This is a genomic window from Pseudomonas sp. FG43 (assembly GCF_057809175.1).
Window position 1 is genome coordinate 1 of record NZ_JBMDJL010000013.1, and the last position, 18310, is coordinate 18310.

General features: G+C 59.6%; 10 protein-coding genes. 8 read left to right on the forward strand and 2 right to left on the reverse strand.

The window, feature by feature from the left end; translation table 11 throughout:
* Nucleotides 1-174: 174 nt before the first annotated feature.
* The 5 genes from recC (at nucleotide 175) to ACODS3_RS16155 (ending at nucleotide 12370) form a co-directional block, all read left to right on the forward strand.
* Nucleotides 175-3651: an exodeoxyribonuclease V subunit gamma gene (recC, locus tag ACODS3_RS16135; protein WP_489035234.1), complete on the forward strand. Its 3477-nt coding sequence runs from the start codon at nucleotides 175-177 to the stop codon at nucleotides 3649-3651.
* Complete coding sequence (gene recB, locus ACODS3_RS16140; RefSeq protein WP_489035236.1) at nucleotides 3648-7349, forward strand: exodeoxyribonuclease V subunit beta; 3702 nt, start codon at nucleotides 3648-3650, stop codon at nucleotides 7347-7349. The genes recC and recB overlap by 4 nt, the downstream gene beginning before the upstream one ends.
* Entirely contained in the window at nucleotides 7346-9421 is a 2076-nt protein-coding gene (recD, locus tag ACODS3_RS16145) for an exodeoxyribonuclease V subunit alpha (RefSeq protein ID WP_489035238.1), read from the forward strand. Before recB ends, recD begins: the two co-directional genes overlap by 4 nt.
* A 240-nt stretch (nucleotides 9422-9661) precedes the next feature.
* Entirely contained in the window at nucleotides 9662-10954 is a 1293-nt protein-coding gene (locus ACODS3_RS16150) for an MFS transporter (RefSeq protein WP_236250264.1), read from the forward strand.
* A 180-nt stretch (nucleotides 10955-11134) separates the two neighbouring features.
* Complete coding sequence (locus tag ACODS3_RS16155; protein ID WP_489035240.1) at nucleotides 11135-12370, forward strand: OprD family porin; 1236 nt, start codon at nucleotides 11135-11137, stop codon at nucleotides 12368-12370.
* On the opposite strand, the gene ACODS3_RS16160 is transcribed toward ACODS3_RS16155, so the two are convergent.
* On the reverse strand, nucleotides 12357-13277 hold the full coding sequence (locus tag ACODS3_RS16160; protein ID WP_489035242.1) for a LysR family transcriptional regulator: 921 nt from the start codon (nucleotides 13275-13277) through the stop codon (nucleotides 12357-12359). The genes ACODS3_RS16155 and ACODS3_RS16160 overlap by 14 nt on opposite strands.
* Nucleotides 13278-13467: 190 nt before the next feature.
* On the opposite strand from ACODS3_RS16160, the gene ACODS3_RS16165 reads away from it, so the two are divergent.
* Complete coding sequence (locus tag ACODS3_RS16165; RefSeq protein ID WP_374063468.1) at nucleotides 13468-14862, forward strand: M20 family metallopeptidase; 1395 nt, start codon at nucleotides 13468-13470, stop codon at nucleotides 14860-14862.
* 99 nt (nucleotides 14863-14961) lie between these two features.
* Entirely contained in the window at nucleotides 14962-15849 is an 888-nt protein-coding gene (gene mmsB, locus ACODS3_RS16170; RefSeq protein WP_201020101.1) for a 3-hydroxyisobutyrate dehydrogenase, read from the forward strand.
* 17 nt (nucleotides 15850-15866) lie between these two features.
* Here the strand turns inward: mmsB and ACODS3_RS16175 are convergent, their stop codons facing one another.
* Complete coding sequence (locus ACODS3_RS16175; RefSeq protein ID WP_304575315.1) at nucleotides 15867-16073, reverse strand: DUF6124 family protein; 207 nt, start codon at nucleotides 16071-16073, stop codon at nucleotides 15867-15869.
* A 239-nt stretch (nucleotides 16074-16312) separates the two neighbouring features.
* Between ACODS3_RS16175 and ACODS3_RS16180 the strand changes: the two genes are divergently transcribed.
* Nucleotides 16313-18289 (forward strand): TonB-dependent receptor domain-containing protein, encoded by a 1977-nt coding sequence (locus ACODS3_RS16180; protein ID WP_304575314.1) that lies wholly within the window; start codon nucleotides 16313-16315, stop codon nucleotides 18287-18289.
* The last annotated feature ends 21 nt before the right edge of the window (nucleotides 18290-18310 follow it).

Genomic DNA, 18310 nt, shown 5'->3' on the forward strand with positions numbered 1-18310 from the left:
ATTCAAATTCAGAACCCCCATCTGCAAACGCAGGTGGGGGTTTTGTCTTTCTGGTCCCAACCCTTTGTCTGCTGGCTTGCCACATCAAATGTGGTGGATTGCTTATGGCAATCCCGGTCGCTTGCCCTTATGGTTTGGCCTCAGGTTTTACTCGTTCGAGTCAAGGAAGCATACATGTCCGTCACAACCTCTCTGAGCGCCGGCTTCATGGTGGTTCATGGCAACCGCCCGGATGAACTGCGCAGTCTGGTTGTCTCTTGGATGCGACGCTATCCCCTGGCACCTCTGGAGAACGAGATTGCCCTGGTGCAAAGCAACGGCATCGCCCAGTGGCTCAAGCTGGCCCTGGCCGAAGACGCCCAGGATGAAGATCAAGGTGGCTGCGGTATCGCGGCCGCTATAGATGTTCAACTCCCCGGCAGTTTCATGTGGCAGTTGTATCGCTCTGTATTGGGCCGCAACGAAATTCCGGAAATCTCGCTGCTCGATAAGGCACCGCTGACATGGCGTCTGATGCGCCTCCTGCCACAGTTGATCAACCAGCCCCATTTCGAGCCGTTGCAGCGTTTCCTTACCGCCGATACTGATCTGCGCAAGCGCTATCAACTATCTGAACGGCTGGCTGACCTGTTCGACCAATATCAGGTGTATCGGGCTGACTGGCTGGAAGACTGGGCAGCAGGTCGTCATCAGTTGCGCAATGTCCGAGGGGGAGCCAAGCCGCTGAGTGCCGCCAACTGCTGGCAGGCCGAGTTATGGCGTGCCTTGCTTGAGGATGTCGGGGCCGAAGGCATGGCGCAGAGCCGGGCAGGTGTTCACCAGCGTTTTCTGGAACGCATCGGCAACCTCGATGAATCACCGCAAGGCCTGCCTGCACGGGTTATCGTTTTCGGAATCTCGTCCCTGCCCGCACAGGCGTTGGAAGCCTTGGCCGGGTTATCGAAATTCAGCCAGGTGCTGCTCTGTGTGCATAACCCTTGCCGCCATCACTGGGCCGATATCGTCGCCGACAAGGACCTGCTCCGCCATCAATACAAACGTCAGGCGCGCAAGAGCGGCATGCCCGTGGCTCTTGATCCGCAGACCCTGCACCAGCATGCCCATCCTTTGCTCGCCGCCTGGGGCAAGCAAGGGCGTGACTACATCAATCTGCTCGACACCCATGACGAACCCAATAGCTACCGCTCTTCTTTCAAGGATGAGCGTATCGATCTGTTCAGTGAGAGCGAGCCAACAACCATCCTCAATCAATTGCAGGATGACATCCTCGAACTGCGCCCTCTCGATGAGACTCGCGAACACTGGCCGGCAATCGACGCCTTGAAGGATCGCTCCATTCGCTTCCATGTCGCGCATAGCGCTCAGCGGGAAGTGGAAGTGCTGCACGATCAGCTACTGGCGCGTTTCAGCCGGGACCCGGCCTTGCGGCCGCGGGATGTGATCGTCATGGTTCCGGACATCGACAGCTATGCCCCGCATATCCGGGCGGTATTCGGGCAGATAGACTCCCATGACCAGCGCTTCATCCCTTTCACCCTGGCCGATCAGGGGCAACGTGGTCGCGAGCCCTTGCTGATTGCGGTCGAGCATCTGTTGAAGCTCCCCGACAGCCGCTTCCCGGTCAGTGAAATCCTCGATCTGCTCGACGTTCCGGCCTTGCGGGCACGCTTCAAGATTCAGGAGCACGACTTGCCGACTCTGCATCGCTGGATCGAAGGTGCAGGAGTGCGCTGGGGCTTGAATGCACGCCAGCGTGCCGGGTTGGGTTTGCCCGACGAGCTTGAACAGAACAGTTGGTACTTCGGGCTGCGTCGAATGCTGTTGGGCTATGCCGTCGGGGCAGGTGAAGCTTATGAAGGCATCGAACCTTATGACGAGATTGGTGGCCTGGATGCGGCACTGATCGGCCCTCTGGTCGCCTTGATCGATGCATTGCAGGTTACCCATGCCGAATTGTCCCTGCCTGCGACACCCCTGGAGTGGGGAGCACGTTTGCAGACGCTCTTGCAGGTGTTCTTCCAGGCCGATAGTGAGCATGACGATTACTTGCTGGGCCAGCTTGAGACTCTGCGCGAAACCTGGCTGAAAACCTGTGAGACGGTCGATTTGCTCGATGAGCTGCCGCTGACCGTCGTGCGCGAAGCCTGGTTGGCCGGTCTGGACCAAGGCCGCCTGTCCCAACGCTTTCTGGCAGGCTCGGTCAACTTCTGCACCCTGATGCCCATGCGGGCGATTCCTTTCAAGATTGTCTGTCTGTTGGGCATGAACGATGGCGATTACCCCCGCGCTCAGCCGCCACTGGATTTCGATCTGATGGGCAGCGATTACCGCCCCGGCGACCGTTCCCGGCGTGAAGATGATCGCTACCTGCTGCTTGAAGCCGTGCTCTCGGCCCGCGATCAGCTCTATATCAGTTGGGTCGGCCACAGTATTCGCGACAACAGCGACCGCCCGGCTTCGGTGTTGATCGGTCAGTTGCGTGATCATCTGGCCAGCGGCTGGAAACTCGCCACCGCCGAGGAGCCTGACAGCAAGCAAGACCCGGGCGAACGCCTGCTCGATGCCTTGACCCTGCATCACCCGCTACAGCCTTTCAGTGCCAGCTATTTCCATGCAGGCACCGGCTATTTCAGTTTTGCTCAGGAATGGCGGCTGTTGCATGAAGACAAACCGGCACCGATCAGCGCTGCTGCGTTGCCGCCTCACGAGCAGGATGAACCTCTGACGATCGCGCAATTGCAGGACTTCCTGAGAAACCCGGTAAAGCACTTCTTCAGTCAGCGTCTGAAGATCTACTTCGAGACTGCCGAAGCGCCGGTGCCCGACGAAGAACCTTTTGTGCTCAACGCCCTTGAGCGTTATAGCCTGAGTGAAAGCCTGCTGGCCGCCGCCATGGCTAACCTGGACGATATCGACTCGGCCTTGCAGGCTCAGGCAATCAAACTGCAAAGTAGCGGCCTGCTGCCCATGGCCGGGTTCGGCACTCGCCTTCAGGCTGAACTGATAGAACCATTGCCGGATGTGCTCGAGCGCTATCAGGCATTGTTGACCCTGTGGCCTGAGGCGCTGAGCAGCGCATTGCCGGTGAGTTTCACCCATAACGGCGTGAGTATCGAAAGCTGGCTCGGTGCTCTGCATGGCAATGCGCAAGACCAGTTGCTGAGCGTAACAGTCATTCCCAACAGCATTGGCTCGAAAAGAACCCGTAAATGGCACCGGCTGATTCGTCCCTGGGTCACGCATCTGGTCGCCAGCGCATGCGGCTTGCCGCTCAATACAGCGTTGGTGGCCACCGATGAAACACTGCTGCTGGCCCCGCTGGAAAAGGACGCAGCCAGTGCAACGCTGAACGATCTGCTGACAGCCTGGGTCTGCGGCATGCAGCAACCTCTGCCGGTCGCGGTCAAGACCGCTTTCGCCTGGCTGGGGCAGCCTCTGGACAAGGCCGAAGCCGCTGCACGCAAGGCCTATGAAGGCGATGGGGTGACGAGTAACGGCGAACTCGGCGAAAGCACCGCGCTGGCCCGGCAGTTCCCGGACTTCAATGCGTTGATGGAAAGCGAGGAGTTTGTCGGCTGGTGCGAAGCGCTCTATAAACCCATTTACGAAGCACCCTGGCAGTCTCTGTCCGGCGGGGAGGCCAGCGCATGAGTACCTTGCAAGAACACGCTGTTCCCCTGGCCCTGCGTTTTCCACTGCGCGGCAGCCAGTTGATCGAAGCCAGTGCCGGTACCGGCAAGACTTTCACCATCTCGGCGCTGTACCTGCGTCTTGTGCTTGGCCACGGAGATGAAACCTCAGGTTTTGGCCGCGAGCTATTGCCACCGCAGATTCTGGTAGTGACCTTTACCGATGCCGCGACCAAGGAACTGCGCGACCGGATTCGTACCCGTCTGGCCGAAGCGGCCCGTTTCTTTCGTGACGAAATCGCCGCGCCCGACGACCTGATCGCCGACTTGCGTGCCCAGTTCAGTACAGAACAATGGCCAGGCTGCGCCAACCGTCTTGATATCGCGGCGCAGTGGATGGACGAGGCGGCGGTGTCGACCATCCACAGCTGGTGTCAGCGCATGTTGCGCGAGCACGCTTTCGACAGTGGCAGCCTGTTCACTCAGAGCCTGGAAACCGATCACAGCGATCTGCTGGGTGAAGTGCTGCGTGATTACTGGCGACGCTTCTGTTACCCCATGACTGGCGATGCTCTGGACTGGGTGCGGGATAAATGGGGTGGCCCGGCTGCCTTGCTGCCGCGCATCCGGGGTTTGTTCGGTCGTGAACGCAGCCAGGTGACCCAAGAGCCTGCCGAGCTGATCCAGGCTTCCCTGCAACAGCGCGGGGAAGCACTGCAAGCATTGAAAGCGCCCTGGATCGATTGGGCCAACGAGCTGCATGCGATTTGTCAGGACGGCGTCAAACGCAAAGTCGTCGATGGCCGCAAAATGCAGGAGCGCTACTTTGCGCCCTGGTTTGAAAAGCTCAAGGCATGGGCCGCAGACGAAACCCAGGAAACGCTGGAGCTGGGCACCGGCTTCACCCGACTGACCCCGGATGGCATGGCCGAAGCCTGGAAGGGCGACCCGCCGTCGCACCCGGCCCTGGAGGCCATGCCCGGACTGAAAGCGGCCCTCGATGCTCTTCCCACACCCGATGCCATGGTGCTGCAACATGCCGCGCAATGGGTCAGTGCCCGCTTTGAAGAAGAGAAGCGTCGTCGCGCCGAAATGGGTTTCGATGACATGCTGCTCAGGCTCGATGCTGCCCTGCAAGGTGCAGGGGGTGAGCGTCTGGCGAGCCTGATTAGTGAACAGTTCCCCGTCGCGCTCATCGATGAGTTCCAGGACACCGACCCGGTGCAGTACCGGATCTTCGAGAGCATTTATCGCCTTGAAGATAACGATGAACAAACCGGCCTGTTCCTGATCGGTGACCCCAAACAGGCGATCTACGCCTTCCGTGGCGCGGATATCTACACCTACCTGCGCGCCCGTACTGCTACGGCGGGGCGCTGGCACACACTGGACACCAACTACCGCTCCAGTCATGCGATGGTCGAATCTGCCAACCACATATTCGACCAGGCCGAGCAGCGTGCCGAAGGGTGGGGTGCGTTTCTGTTTCGCGATGGCGACAATAACCCGGTCCCGTTTACCAAGGCGCTTGCCCAGGGCCGCAAGGAAACATTGCACGTCGATGGCGCGCCGCTTGCGGCATTGACGGTCTGGCATCTGCAAAGCGATCAGCCGGTGTCTGGCACTGTTTATCGTCAGCAACTGGCTGCCAGTTGCGCCAGTGAAATCGTGCGTCTGCTCAAGGGCGGGCAACAAGGCCATACCGGTTTTGCAGCTCCCGACAAGGAACTGCGCGGGTTGCTGCCCGCCGACATCGCAATTCTGGTGCGTGATGGCAAGGAAGCTCAGTCCGTGCGCAATGAGCTGTCTGCCCGAGGCGTGCGTAGCGTCTACCTTTCCGATAAGGATTCGGTGTTCGCCGCACAGGAAGCCCATGATTTGTTGGCCTGGCTCAAGGCCTGTGCCGAACCCGACGCCGAACGCATCCTGCGTGCCGCTCTGGCCTGCATCACGCTCAACCTGCCGCTGGCTGAACTGGAACGCTTGAACCAGGACGAACTGGCATGGGAACAGCGCGTCATGCAGTTCCGCGGCTATCGCAACCTGTGGCGTCATCAGGGCGTGCTGCCGATGCTGCGTCGTCTGCTGCACGACTTTGCCTTGCCCCAGACACTGATCGCCCGCAACGATGGCGAGCGGGTACTGACCAACCTGCTGCACCTGTCCGAGCTGCTGCAACAGGCCGCCGCCGAGCTGGATGGCGAGCAAGCCCTGATCCGGCATCTGAGCGAGCAACTGGCGCTGTCCGGTCAGGCTGCCGAAGAGCAGATTCTGCGCCTGGAAAGCGATGAGCAACTGGTCAAGGTCGTGACGATCCACAAGTCCAAGGGCTTGCAGTATCCGCTGGTGTTTCTGCCGTTCATTTGCTCAACCAAACCGGTGGATGGCAGCCGCTTGCCCTTGCAGTTTCACGATGCCGAGGGCAATGCACAGATCAGCCTGCAACCCACGGAAGAACTGATCGAACTGGCCGACAACGAGCGTCTGGCCGAAGACCTGCGCTTGCTATATGTCGCCCTGACCCGTTCCGAACACGCTTGCTGGCTGGGTGTCGCAGACCTCAAGCGCGGCAATCTCAACAGCTCCATGCTGCATCGCTCGGCTCTGGGTTACTTGCTGGGCGGCGGTGTGGCGTTGGGCGAGTCGGCTGACCTGCAACTGTGGTTGCGGGACCTGAGCAAAGGCTGTGAAAGCATCGCCTTGCAACCTGTTCCCGAACCCGACGCCGATATCTTCAGCCCGCCACGCAACGAAGCCAGCCTCGTCAAGGCACTGGTGCCCAAACGCCGTGCAACCGAGAACTGGTGGATTGCGTCATACAGTGCGCTGCGCATTGGTGACACCATGACCACGAGCGGCGATGCGTCGCCTGACAGCCCGCAGGCGCAGAAGCTGTTCGACGACGAACGCCTCGACCCACAGGCTCCTCGTGAGGTACTGGCCGCTGGCGACGATATCCACCGTTTCCCTCGTGGCCCCAACCCCGGCACCTTTCTGCATGGTCTGCTGGAGTGGGCGGGTAACGAAGGTTTTGCTGCGGCGGCCCATGATTCAGAGCTGTTGAGCGATGCGATTGCCCGTCGCTGCAATCGACGTGGCTGGGAAGGATGGATCAACACCCTGACGGGATGGCTGACACACCTGCTCAACATGCCTTTGCCTCTGGGCAGTGACGTGACGCCGGTCGCTCTGGGGGAATTGGACCAACCCAACCAGTACCGGGTTGAAATGGAGTTCTGGTTCGCCAGCAGTCAGGTCAATGTGGCGCAGATGGATGACCTCGTGCGCCGTTACACCCATGGTAATGCGCCGCGCCTGGTCGCTCAGACCACCTCGCTCAATGGCATGTTCAAAGGCTTTATCGACCTGACGTTCGAGCATGAAGGGCGCTATTACGTGGCCGATTACAAATCCAACTGGCTGGGGGGTGACGAGACGTTCTACACCGAGCAGTCGATGGAAGCGGCCATTCTCGAAAACCGCTACGACCTGCAATACGTTCTCTACCTGCTGGCCTTGCATCGCCAACTCAAGGCGCGGCTGGCTGACTACGATTACGACCTGCACATGGGCGGCGCGGTGTACCTGTTCCTGCGTGGCAGCCGCTCATCCACCCAGGGCGTGTACTTCACCCGACCGCCGCGTGAACTGATCGAGAGCCTGGACCTGCTGTTCCAGGGCAAACTCCTCCCAACCGCACAGCCAGGAGCGTTCGCATGAGCCGTTCGTTTGTCGAACTGTTACCTACGCCACTGGATGAAAATAGCCTGAGCCCGTTGACCCGTGTCGACGATCTGCTGCTATTGCTTGAACGCTGGGTGGAGCGAGGCTGGTTGCGTGCTCTGGACCGAGCCTTTGTGGCCTTTCTCGGTGAGCTTGATCCGCAAGCCGATTCACGGGTGTTGCTGGCGGCGGCCTTGAGCAGTCATCAACTGGGTCACGGGCATGTGTGCCTGGATCTGTATGAAACCCTCAAGGAACCTGACTTCGCCCTGTCGCTGCCACCGGAAGGCGATATCCAAAGCGTGCCCGTGCTGTTGCCGTCGCAACTGTTGGTCGGTCTGGATGGCGCGACATGGTGTCGAGCGCTGGCCGACAGTCCCTTGGTCGCATTGGCCGAAGACGCGAGCCCGGAGGCTCGGCAAAAACCGCTGGTGTTGTCTGATCGACGTCTGTATCTGCGTCGTTACTGGACCTATGAGCGCCGCATCGCAGCGGCATTGCGTCAACGACTGGCCGAACCGGAAAGTGCGCCACAGGATCTGGCCCAGCGTCTGGACGTTCTGTTCGGCCCGGCCAGCACTGCACCGGACGCGGTGATCGACTGGCAGAAACTGGCCTGCGCTCTGGCCACTCGTCGTGGTTTCAGCATCATCACCGGCGGGCCGGGCACCGGCAAGACCACGACCGTCGTGCGGTTATTGGCTTTGCTGCAAGCGCCTGCTGTGCAAAGCGGTCAGCCACTGCGTATTCGTCTGGCTGCGCCCACCGGCAAGGCGGCGGCCCGTTTGACCGAGTCCATCAGCCAGCAGGTGCAAAGCCTGGACGTCAGCGCTGACGTGCGGCAAAAGATCCCCAGCGAAGTCACCACGGTGCATCGTCTGCTGGGCAGTCGTCCGGGGACGCGGCACTTCCGGCATCACGCAGGTAATCCACTGCCGCTGGATGTTCTGGTGGTCGATGAAGCTTCGATGATCGACCTGGAAATGATGGCCAACCTCCTGGACGCACTGCCACCCGATGCGCGCATGGTGCTGCTGGGCGACAAGGATCAATTGGCGTCTGTCGAGGCGGGCGCGGTGCTTGGGGATCTGTGTCGTGACGCTGAAAACGGTTTCTACAGCCCGCAGACCCAAGCCTGGCTGGAGGCGATCAGCGGCGAAGACTTGAGCAAGAGTGCGTTGAAACAAGGCGACGCCCGGCAGCATCCTCTCGCGCAGCAAGTGGTGATGTTGCGTCACTCGCGGCGCTTCGGACAGGGCAGCGGTATTGGCCAGTTATCGCGACTGGTCAACCAGCAACAGGACCACGAAGCCCGTGCGCTGCTGGCTGCTCGCAGTCACAAGGATTTGTTCAGCCTGGCCCTCAAGGGCGAGCAGGATCAGCGGCTTGAGCGCCTGCTGCTCGATGGCCATGGTGACGGGCCGCAGGGGTATCGCCATTATCTGGGCGTGCTGGCCGAGCAACGTCCTGCCGATGGCTCGGCGCTGGAGGACGAATGCTGGACGCGCTGGGCGCGTGCGGTCTTGCAGGCCTTCGATGCGTTCCAGTTGCTGTGTGCCGTACGCAAGGGGCCTTGGGGTGTCGAGGGTTTGAACCAGCGCATCACCCAAGCCCTGTCCAGTGCGGACCTGATCGAAAAGGACCAGCAATGGTACGAAGGCCGCCCGGTTCTGATGACCCACAACGACTATGGTCTGGGCCTCATGAACGGCGACATTGGCATTACCTTGTACCTGCCTGAACGCGACGGCTTAGGGAAGAAAGTCTTGCGCGTCGCCTTCCCGCGCAACGACGGCAGCGATGGTGTGCGTTTCGTGCTGCCCAGCCGGCTCAATGATGTGGAAACCGTCTATGCCATGACCGTCCACAAATCCCAGGGCTCGGAGTTCGCACACACCGCCTTGATCCTGCCCGAAGCCTTGAATCCGGTGCTGACCAAAGAACTCATCTACACCGGCATCACCCGCGCCAAACACTGGTTCAGCCTGATCGAACCGCGCCAGGGCGTGTTTGAAGAGGCGCTGCGTCGCAAGGTCAAGCGCTTGAGCGGGTTGATGCTGGGGCTTTAGCGGTTTGTGTAGCGGGATTTCCCGCTACTGGCCAGCGGGCAGGCCGTCATATGCATCAGCACCATTAATGCCCAAAAGGCACAAAATGTTGCAGCGCTGCTTTCTCTTCAGAGCAAGGAAATGTTCTGAAATGCATAATTGTGGGAAAGGTCGGGCGCTCATACCATCACTTCAAGGTCGACACACCGCCATTCAAGGCCGGGCAGTAGACCCATCCTTTTATCTGTCGGAGATCCTTGAATGACAACAGCGCATATGACTTCGGAGTCCGCCCCGGTCCGGTCGATGTCCAAAGGCAAGTTATACAAGCTGGTCATTGCGTCCTCCATTGGTAACGCTCTGGAATGGTTCGACCTGATCGTCTACGGCTTCTTTGCCATGACCATTTCCAAACTGTTTTTCCCCAGTGCCGATGAAACCGTTTCCTTGCTGATGGCGCTGGGGACTTTTGCGGTGTCCTATCTGATTCGCCCTCTCGGTGCGGCGGTGTTGGGCTCTTATGCAGACCGTGTGGGGCGCAAGTCTGCAATGCTGGCTTCGATCTGGCTGATGATGCTTGGCACCTTGCTGATCGCCATCATGCCGACCTACGCAAGCATCGGTATCTGGGCACCCATCGGTATTTTCCTGGCCCGGCTGATTCAGGGTTTCTCTGCGGGTGGCGAGTTCGGTAGCGCCACGGCCCTGCTTGTGGAGCATGCCCCCAAGCGCAAAGGCCTGATGTCCAGTTTCATGTTTGCCAGCCAGGGGCTTAGCGCATTGCTGGCTTCGGGGTTTGGCCTGCTGCTGACCTCGACGCTGACGATCGAGCAACTGGAGTCGTGGGGCTGGCGGATTCCGTTCCTGTTCGGTCTGTTGATCGGTCCTATCGGCTTGTACATCCGTCGTCATATCGACGAGGCGGGCGAGTTCAAGGAAAGCGAGCGCAGCCATGCGCCTGTCGGCGAACTGTTCAAGGCTCACAAGTACCGCATGCTGCTGGCAGTGGGTGCGCTGGTGCTGTCTACCTCGGTCAGCTACGTCATCATCTACATGCCGACCTACGCAGTGAAACAGCTGGGCCTGACTGCTTCCATCGGTTTCGCCGGGACCTTGCTCAGTGGTGTGGTGCTGACGTTGCTCACGCCTTTCATCGGTCATCTGTCAGACATTTTCGGGCGTACCCGGATCATGCTGGGTGCCTCGGTCATCTTCATTCTCAGCATCTACCCGGCGTTTTCCTGGCTGGCGGCTCAGCCGACCCTGATGGCTCTGCTGGCGGTGCTGTTCTGGATGAGTGTGCTCAAGGCGATCTACTTCGGTGGCCTGCCTGCACTCATGGCTGAGTTGTTCCCGACCCAGGTTCGCGCCACCGGCATGGCCTTGAGTTACAACATCGGTACAACGATTTTCGGCAGCTTCACGCCATTCATCGTGGCCTGGCTGATTGGCGCCAGTGGCAACAAGCTTGCACCGAGCTTCTACTTGCTGATGACAGGCATGCTCAGCCTCGTGACCCTGTTGGCTATCCGTCGACAGATGAAAAAGCCCTGACCGGGCGAGCGGTCGATGCTTCAAGGCTCGACCGCCTCTTTATTTCCTCTTCCTAGAAACATGCTCGACATGTTCGTTCGGCGCACTTGCTCCGACGATCTGGTGCTTGACGCTGCCAGATCCCTTGACTGCCCAGACAGGTCCTGACGACCGCCAACCAAGACGTTTCTGGAGTGGGTTATGTTCGATTTGCGATTCAAGTGCGCAGTGGCGGCAACCGTAGGTGTGTGCGCAACAGGCACGGCCCAGGCTGATTTCTTCGACGACAGCCACCTGACACTGGGCTTGCGCAACTTTTATGTGGATCGTGATTTCAAGCAGGAGAATGCTCCCAAGTCCCGCACCGGCAGTTGGTCGCAGGGTTTCGATCTGCAATTCAAATCCGGCTACACCGAGGGGCCGCTGCAATTCGGTCTGGACCTGGGCAGCGACTTTGCCTATCGCCTTGACGGTGAGAGGGCGCGGGCGCCCGATGGTGCGTTGCCTGTGCAAACCGATGGCAGCCCGGTGCATGACTACAGTCGAGCCAACGCAACCGCCAGGGTTCGTTACTCGAAAACCGAATTGCGCATCGGCAATCAGCGCCCGAACCTGCCGATTGCTTCTTATGATCCGACACGCCAGTTGGTGACCAGCTACGAAGGCGCGATACTGGAGTCCCGTGAGGTCAAGGACCTGACACTCACAGCCGGACGCTTCTGGAGCATCACCGGTCGTGAGTCCTCGAACCGCGAAGACCTTTATCTATGGGGGGATTCGCCGACCCAGTCCAGCGACGGGCTGAACTTCGCGGGTGTGAGTTATGCCTTTACGCCGAGCCTGTCGGGTACCTATTTCTACGCCCTGCTCGAAGACATCTATCGTCAGCACTACCTCGGTGTCGCGCACAAGATGCCTTTGGGCGCGGGCTTCGCGTTGAAGACCGATGTCCGTTATTACAACACCGAAGAAGAAGGCCAGGCGCTTTCCGGGAGAGTCGATAACCGGACCTATGGCCTGATGTTCAGCCTGCTCAAGGGCAATCACACATTCGGTGCAGGTTATCAACGCATGCTCGGACAGGACACGTTCCCGACCTTCAACAGCTATGCGCCCGCACCTTACCTGATCAACTGGTCGGCGCTGGGTTTCGTCAAACCGGGCGAGCGTTCCTGGCAAGTGCGCTACGACTATGACTTTGCGGGAGTGGGTGTTCCAGGCTTGAAATGGATGGCCCGCTGGATGGAGGGCAATGACATCAACCTCGGTCAGCAGAGCCATGAAACAGAGCGAACTTCCATCCTCAGCTACGTGCAGCAGGACGGTCCGCTCAAAGGGTTCGGCGCTACCTGGATGAACATCGGCGTGAACGTGCGTGACACCTCACAATACGAAGAGAACCGTTTGATCCTGACGTACACCGTCAGCCTCTGGTAGTTGCTGGCTTGCTCACAGTCAGCAACTGCTCTTCCAGAAAGCTGAGGAAGTAGCGCTGCAGCACCGGCAGCTTGCGGCCGGCCATGATCTGGACCTGCAGGCTGCGCTGACGCAACTGTGGGTCGCTCATGGGGATCAGTACCAGATTGTCACGGCCTGTCGCGCCGCTGACCGTTGCCGTGCCGCACAACGCAATGACATCCCGCGAGTAACGGACAATCGTATAGATCGCCCCCAGCGACTGGCTGGTATAAGTCGGAACCACATTGATCCCATGTAGATTGCAGGCGATGTCGAACAGATAGCGAATGGTCGAACCGGGCTGGGACAGGGCCAGCGGATACTCGCGCAGGTCCTGCACGGTCAATGATTCGCGCGTGGCCAGTGGATGGCTGGCGGGCATCAGGGCGCTGATCGGCGATTCACAGCTCAGGGCGATTTCGACGCCCATGGTGGGGGTCAGGCTGAAGGTCAGGGCGATATCCACTGCGCCGTCCTTGACCAGTTGCGAGGCACGCGCCGAGTCCACGACCTGCATGTCAAAGCTTGCACCCGGATGAAAGTTGCGAAACTCCGCCGTCACTCTGGGCAGAAACTCCCACGCCATACCTTCCGGACATGCCAGCGCGATCTTGTGTTGCTGCAAGGTGTTCACGCCGCGCATTTCAGCGATCACGTTCTTGACTTCCAGCACATTGCGGGTGGCATAAGCGAGCAGCAGTTCGCCGGGCTCCGTCAACTGCATGCCCCTGGGTTTACGCTCGAACAGTTGCAGCCCCAGCGTGTCTTCCAGATTGCTGATCTGCCGACTGACCGCCGAGACCGCAACATGCAGCTCTTCAGCGGCTGCGGAAAGCGAACCGGTCTTGGCCACGCTATGGAAGTAGCGCAAGGGCAGATCGTGCATGCGGGGCTCCGTTTCTGCCTCAGTAATGTGCAGGTCTGGTTTGTCCTGAAAGCAATGATGCTTTGAGAACTTGATAATTGTTGCAAGTCAGGTGGCAACGTTACCCTGCATTTCATCGTCGGTCGAGCGCCCTTTTTCGACTCCCGACGCCGAATGCCTGGTCAAAGGAACCTCAATGCCTAGCCCCGATTTGAATACCCGAGCACACGCCATCGCCCTTGCCGCCCAGAACCTGAGCAGCGGTGTCTTTCTTGAAGATCTGAACCGCCGGGTCGCCCGGCGCACCGAAAGCCAGAACCCTGAATGTGCTGCGCAATTGCGCGATTACCTGCTTGGCGAGGTGCAACCGCTGCTGACCGAACTGGGGTTCGCCTGCCGTCTTGTCGAGAATCCTCAACCCGGCAAGCCGCCGCTGCTGTTCGCCCGACGTATCGAAGACCCGGCCTTGCTCACGCTGCTGACCTACGGGCATGGCGACGTCACCAGCGGCCAGGACGAACTTTGGCAGGAAGGCACCGCGCCCTGGCAAATCAGCGTCAAGGACGGGCGCATCTATGGCCGTGGCACTGCCGATAACAAAGGTCAGCACAGCATCAACCTGGCGGCGCTGGAAGCGGTCCTGAAAGCGCGCAATGGACGCTTGGGTTTCAACCTGAAAATCATTTTCGAGATGAGCGAAGAGGTGGGCTCTCCCGGTCTTGAACAGGCTTGCCGCGAAAACGCCGAAGAATTGAGCGCCGACCTGTTTCTGGCTTCCGATGGGCCGCGGGTACGCCATGACCTGCCGACACTGTTTCTCGGCTCTCGGGGTGTCTGCCAGTTCCGGCTGAGCCTGGACACCGGCAATGGCAGCCGACACTCTGGCAATTGGGGTGGCATCATCACCAACCCGGCGATTGTGCTGGGGCATGCGCTGGCCAGTCTGGTGTCCGCCAAAGGGCAGTTGCAGGTCGACTTTCTGCGACCTGCGCCGATGCCCGAGCATGTCTCTGCGTTGATTCGCGACTTGCCGGTGGGCGGGGAAAGTTTCGACCCGACGCTTAACCCTGAGTGGGGCGAACCGGGCCTGACAACCGGCGAGAAACTGTTCGGCTGCAATGCGCTGGAAGTGGTCGGTCTGTCATCGGGCAACACGGTCAAGGTGATCGGCGCGATTCCGGGGCGGGCTGAAGCGGTCTGCCAATTACGTTTTGTCGAAGGGACCGACTGGCAATCGCTGGCGGGCAACCTGCGTCAGCATCTGGATAGCCTTGGCTTTCAGGATGTTCAGGTGCAGATCGACGGCGGCTATGCCGCGACCCGCCTGGACCCGCGTCACCCGTGGGTGGGCTTTGTGCAGCAATCGGTCAGCAAGAGCCTGGGTGAACCGGTGAGCATTTTGCCGAACCTCGGGGGGACCATTCCCAACCATTGCTTTGCCGATGTATTGGGGCTGCCGACGGTCTGGCTGCCGCATTCCTATCCTTCCTGCAAACAGCACGCGCCCGATGAGCACTTGCTCGAAAGCATCGTCGAACAAGGCCTCAAGGCTGCTGCCGGATTGTTCTGGGACCTTGGCGAAAACCCGGATTTGTTGCGCCAGTAACGGATCGAAACCGTCTGCAATGTGAGCGCGTTAATCCCCTGGCAGGCCTCTTCTATACTCGATGTATTTCGAGCTGACGACCTGCCAAGGAGAACAACAATGAAAATCGCATTTATCGGCCTGGGCAACATGGGAGCACCCATGGCGCGCAACCTGATTCAGGCCGGTCATCAGTTGCATGTGTGTGACCTGAACAAGACCGTACTGGCCGAGCTTGCCGCCCTGGGCGCAAGTATTCGTGAAACCCCGAAACATGCCGCTCAGGGCAGCGAGCTGGTCATCACCATGCTGCCCGCCGCAGTCCACGTGCGCAGCGTTTATCTGGGGGAAGATGGCGTGCTGGCGGGTATTGCTGCCGGTGTGCCGGCCGTTGATTGCAGCACCATCGATCCACAGACCATACGTGAAATCTCCAGCATTGCAGGCAAGCAAGGCGTGGTGGTGGGCGATGCGCCGGTTTCCGGTGGAACCGCTGGCGCTCAGGCCGGGACGCTGACGTTCATGGTCGGCGGGACTGCCGCACACTTTGCCGTGCTCAAGCCGGTGCTGTCACAGATGGGCCGCAACATCGTGCATTGCGGGGATGTCGGTACCGGACAGATCGCCAAGATCTGCAACAACATGCTGTTGGCCATTTCCATGATCGGCATTTCCGAAGCCATGGCACTGGGCAATTCGCTGGGGATCGATACTCAGGTGCTTGCCGGGATCATCAACAGTTCGACCGGGCGTTGCTGGAGTTCGGAGTTCTATAACCCCTGGCCCGGGATCGTGGAAACCGCACCGGCTTCGCGAGGGTACACCGGCGGTTTTGGCGCAGAGCTGATGCTCAAGGACCTGGGCCTGGCAACCGAAGCCGCCAAGGCAGCGCATCAGCCGGTGATCCTTGGTGCCCTTGCCCAGCAGCTTTATCAGGCGATGAGTCTGCGGGGTGATGGCAACAAGGATTTTTCAGCGATAGTCGAGGGGTATCTGAGGAAGGAGTAAAGCGCAGCCCGCAGGGCTCAAGCCACCATCGAGTCCAGTGAGCGGTCGACCATGGCCTTGGCCATTTGCGCCAGATGCAGGATCGAGATTGTCAGGTCATGGTTATGACTTTCACTGGCTTCATTGGCGGTGGCAATGATGCAACGCAGCAGATCGGAAGCGAGGTTGAGTACATCCTGCTGGCTGAGGGCTTCGTTGACGATGAACGGTTTTATGTCGGGCATGGGCAACTCGAAGGTGAATGAAGCAGGTCGCAAGAGCCTAGAGAGGCCGATTCCGGGGCGCAATAGGGCGTGACCTTCTCGGAAACTTCACTCAGCAGAGGAAGAGCCATCCCGCCAGCGAGACAGGGAATCTCTGGCAAGCAGAGAGTGGTTCTCCTCATTTGTCACATCTTGTCCAACCTTTGTGAATGTAGATGCATACGATTCTCTTTTACTTCTTTGAATCGTAAGGACGTTCCATGCATTCTCCTCTCCGTCTACGGCCTTCAGCTGTAATGATCAAACTTGCGCTGGCGTGTCTGGCTTCGGGTCAGGTGCATGCACAAGAGCAGGCCACAACCGAAGAGTCGGCCAATGTGCTGTCGATTGCAGACGTGGTGGTAACGGCTGCCGGTTATGAGCAGAACCTGGAGGATGCACCCGCCTCGATGACCGTCATTTCCGGTGACGATCTGCGCAAGAAATCCTTTCGTGATCTGACCGATGCGGTGCGTGATGTCGAAGGTGTCACGGTCAACGGTGGGGCCAACGAGACGGATATTTCCATTCGTGGCATGCCTGCCGATTACACGCTGATCCTGGTGGACGGCAAGCGCCAGAGCGCTCGCGAATCCCGGGTCAACGGCAACAGCGGCTACGAACAGAGTTTCATTCCGCCTGCCGAAGCCATCGAGCGAATCGAAGTGGTACGCGGCCCGATGTCTTCGCTGTACGGCTCCGATGCCATCGGTGGCGTCATCAATATCATCACCCGCAAGGTGACGCCGGAGTGGGGCGGTTCGATCACCTACGATTACTCGGCTCGTCAGCACAGCGATCAGGGCAATGCTCGCCAGACCCAGTTCTACCTCAGCGGCCCGATCAAGGAAGACCTGCTGGGCTTGCAGGTCTGGGGACGTTATCTGGATCGTCAGGCTGACGACGATATCGAACAAACCAACGGCTTCAGCAAGGCAGACCACCGTGACCTCACGGCGCGCCTGGCGATTACCCCGAACGCCGACCACGAGATCCTGCTGGAAGCCGGTGCGACCCGCCTGAAAAACGGCGATGGCCTGAGTGCGAACTGGGCGACCCGCGAGCAGGAAAACAACCGCGATCACTGGTCTATTTCCCACCAGGGCCGCTGGGGCTGGGCGACTTCCGATGTGTCGCTGGCCTACGAGAAATCCAGCCGTGAAGGTCTGGCCGACTCGACCCAGACCGATGTGCTGGGCCGCAAGCCTGAGGTCGAGAACACCGTATTCGACGCCAAGCTGGTGATGCCGACCGAGCACAACATCACCACGGTTGGCATGCAGTGGAACGACACCACGGTCACCGACTGGAACCAGGGGCTGGGTGATCGCAGGAACTACGAGTTCTCCGTTGTGCAGAGGGCGCTGTTCGCCGAAAACGAATGGTCGATGACCGATACGTTCTCTTTGACCACCGGCCTGCGCATGGACGACCACGAACAGTACGGCGTGCATTTCAGCCCGCGGGTCTATGGTGTGTGGCGTGCGACGGATGACTGGACATTCAAGGGCGGTGTCGCCCGTGGCTTCAAGGCACCTGAAGTGCGTGCCGTGGTTCCGGGATACTCCTACCTGCGACGCAACCGTTTCGTGATGTTCGGCAACCCGGACCTCAAGCCGGAAACCAGCACCAACTACGAACTGTCGGCGCTGTGGTCCAACCGCAATAACCTGTCGGCTGGTGCGACCGTTTTCTACAACGACTTCCAGGACAAACTGTCGACTGTGACCACCACAGAGGTCTGGAACGGTTTCACCGTAATGGACCGGGTCAACGTCGATAAAGCGGTCATCCAGGGCGTCGAGCTGAATGGTCGCTGGGATGTGACATCGGCCGTCGCGATCAAGGGTAACTTCACCTATACCGACTCCGAGCAGAAGAGCGGCGCCAACGCCGGTGCGCCACTGGCCCTGACGCCGGAGCGCAAAGCCAACCTGCGTGCCGAATGGCAATTGAACGACCGCACCCAACTGTGGGCGGCGACCAATTACTACGGCAAGGAATACGGCAACACCATCACCGACGAAGCGTCACCGGCTTACACCACGGCTGACTTTGGCGGGTCTTATGAACTGACCAAAAATGTCTCGCTCAATGGCGCGCTGTATAACGTGACCGACCGACGTCTGGATGACGAAACCTATGGCACCGTCAACTATGGCCGTACGTTGTGGGCGAGTACGACAGTGCGGTTCTGATTGAGCTTTTCGCGAATGAAT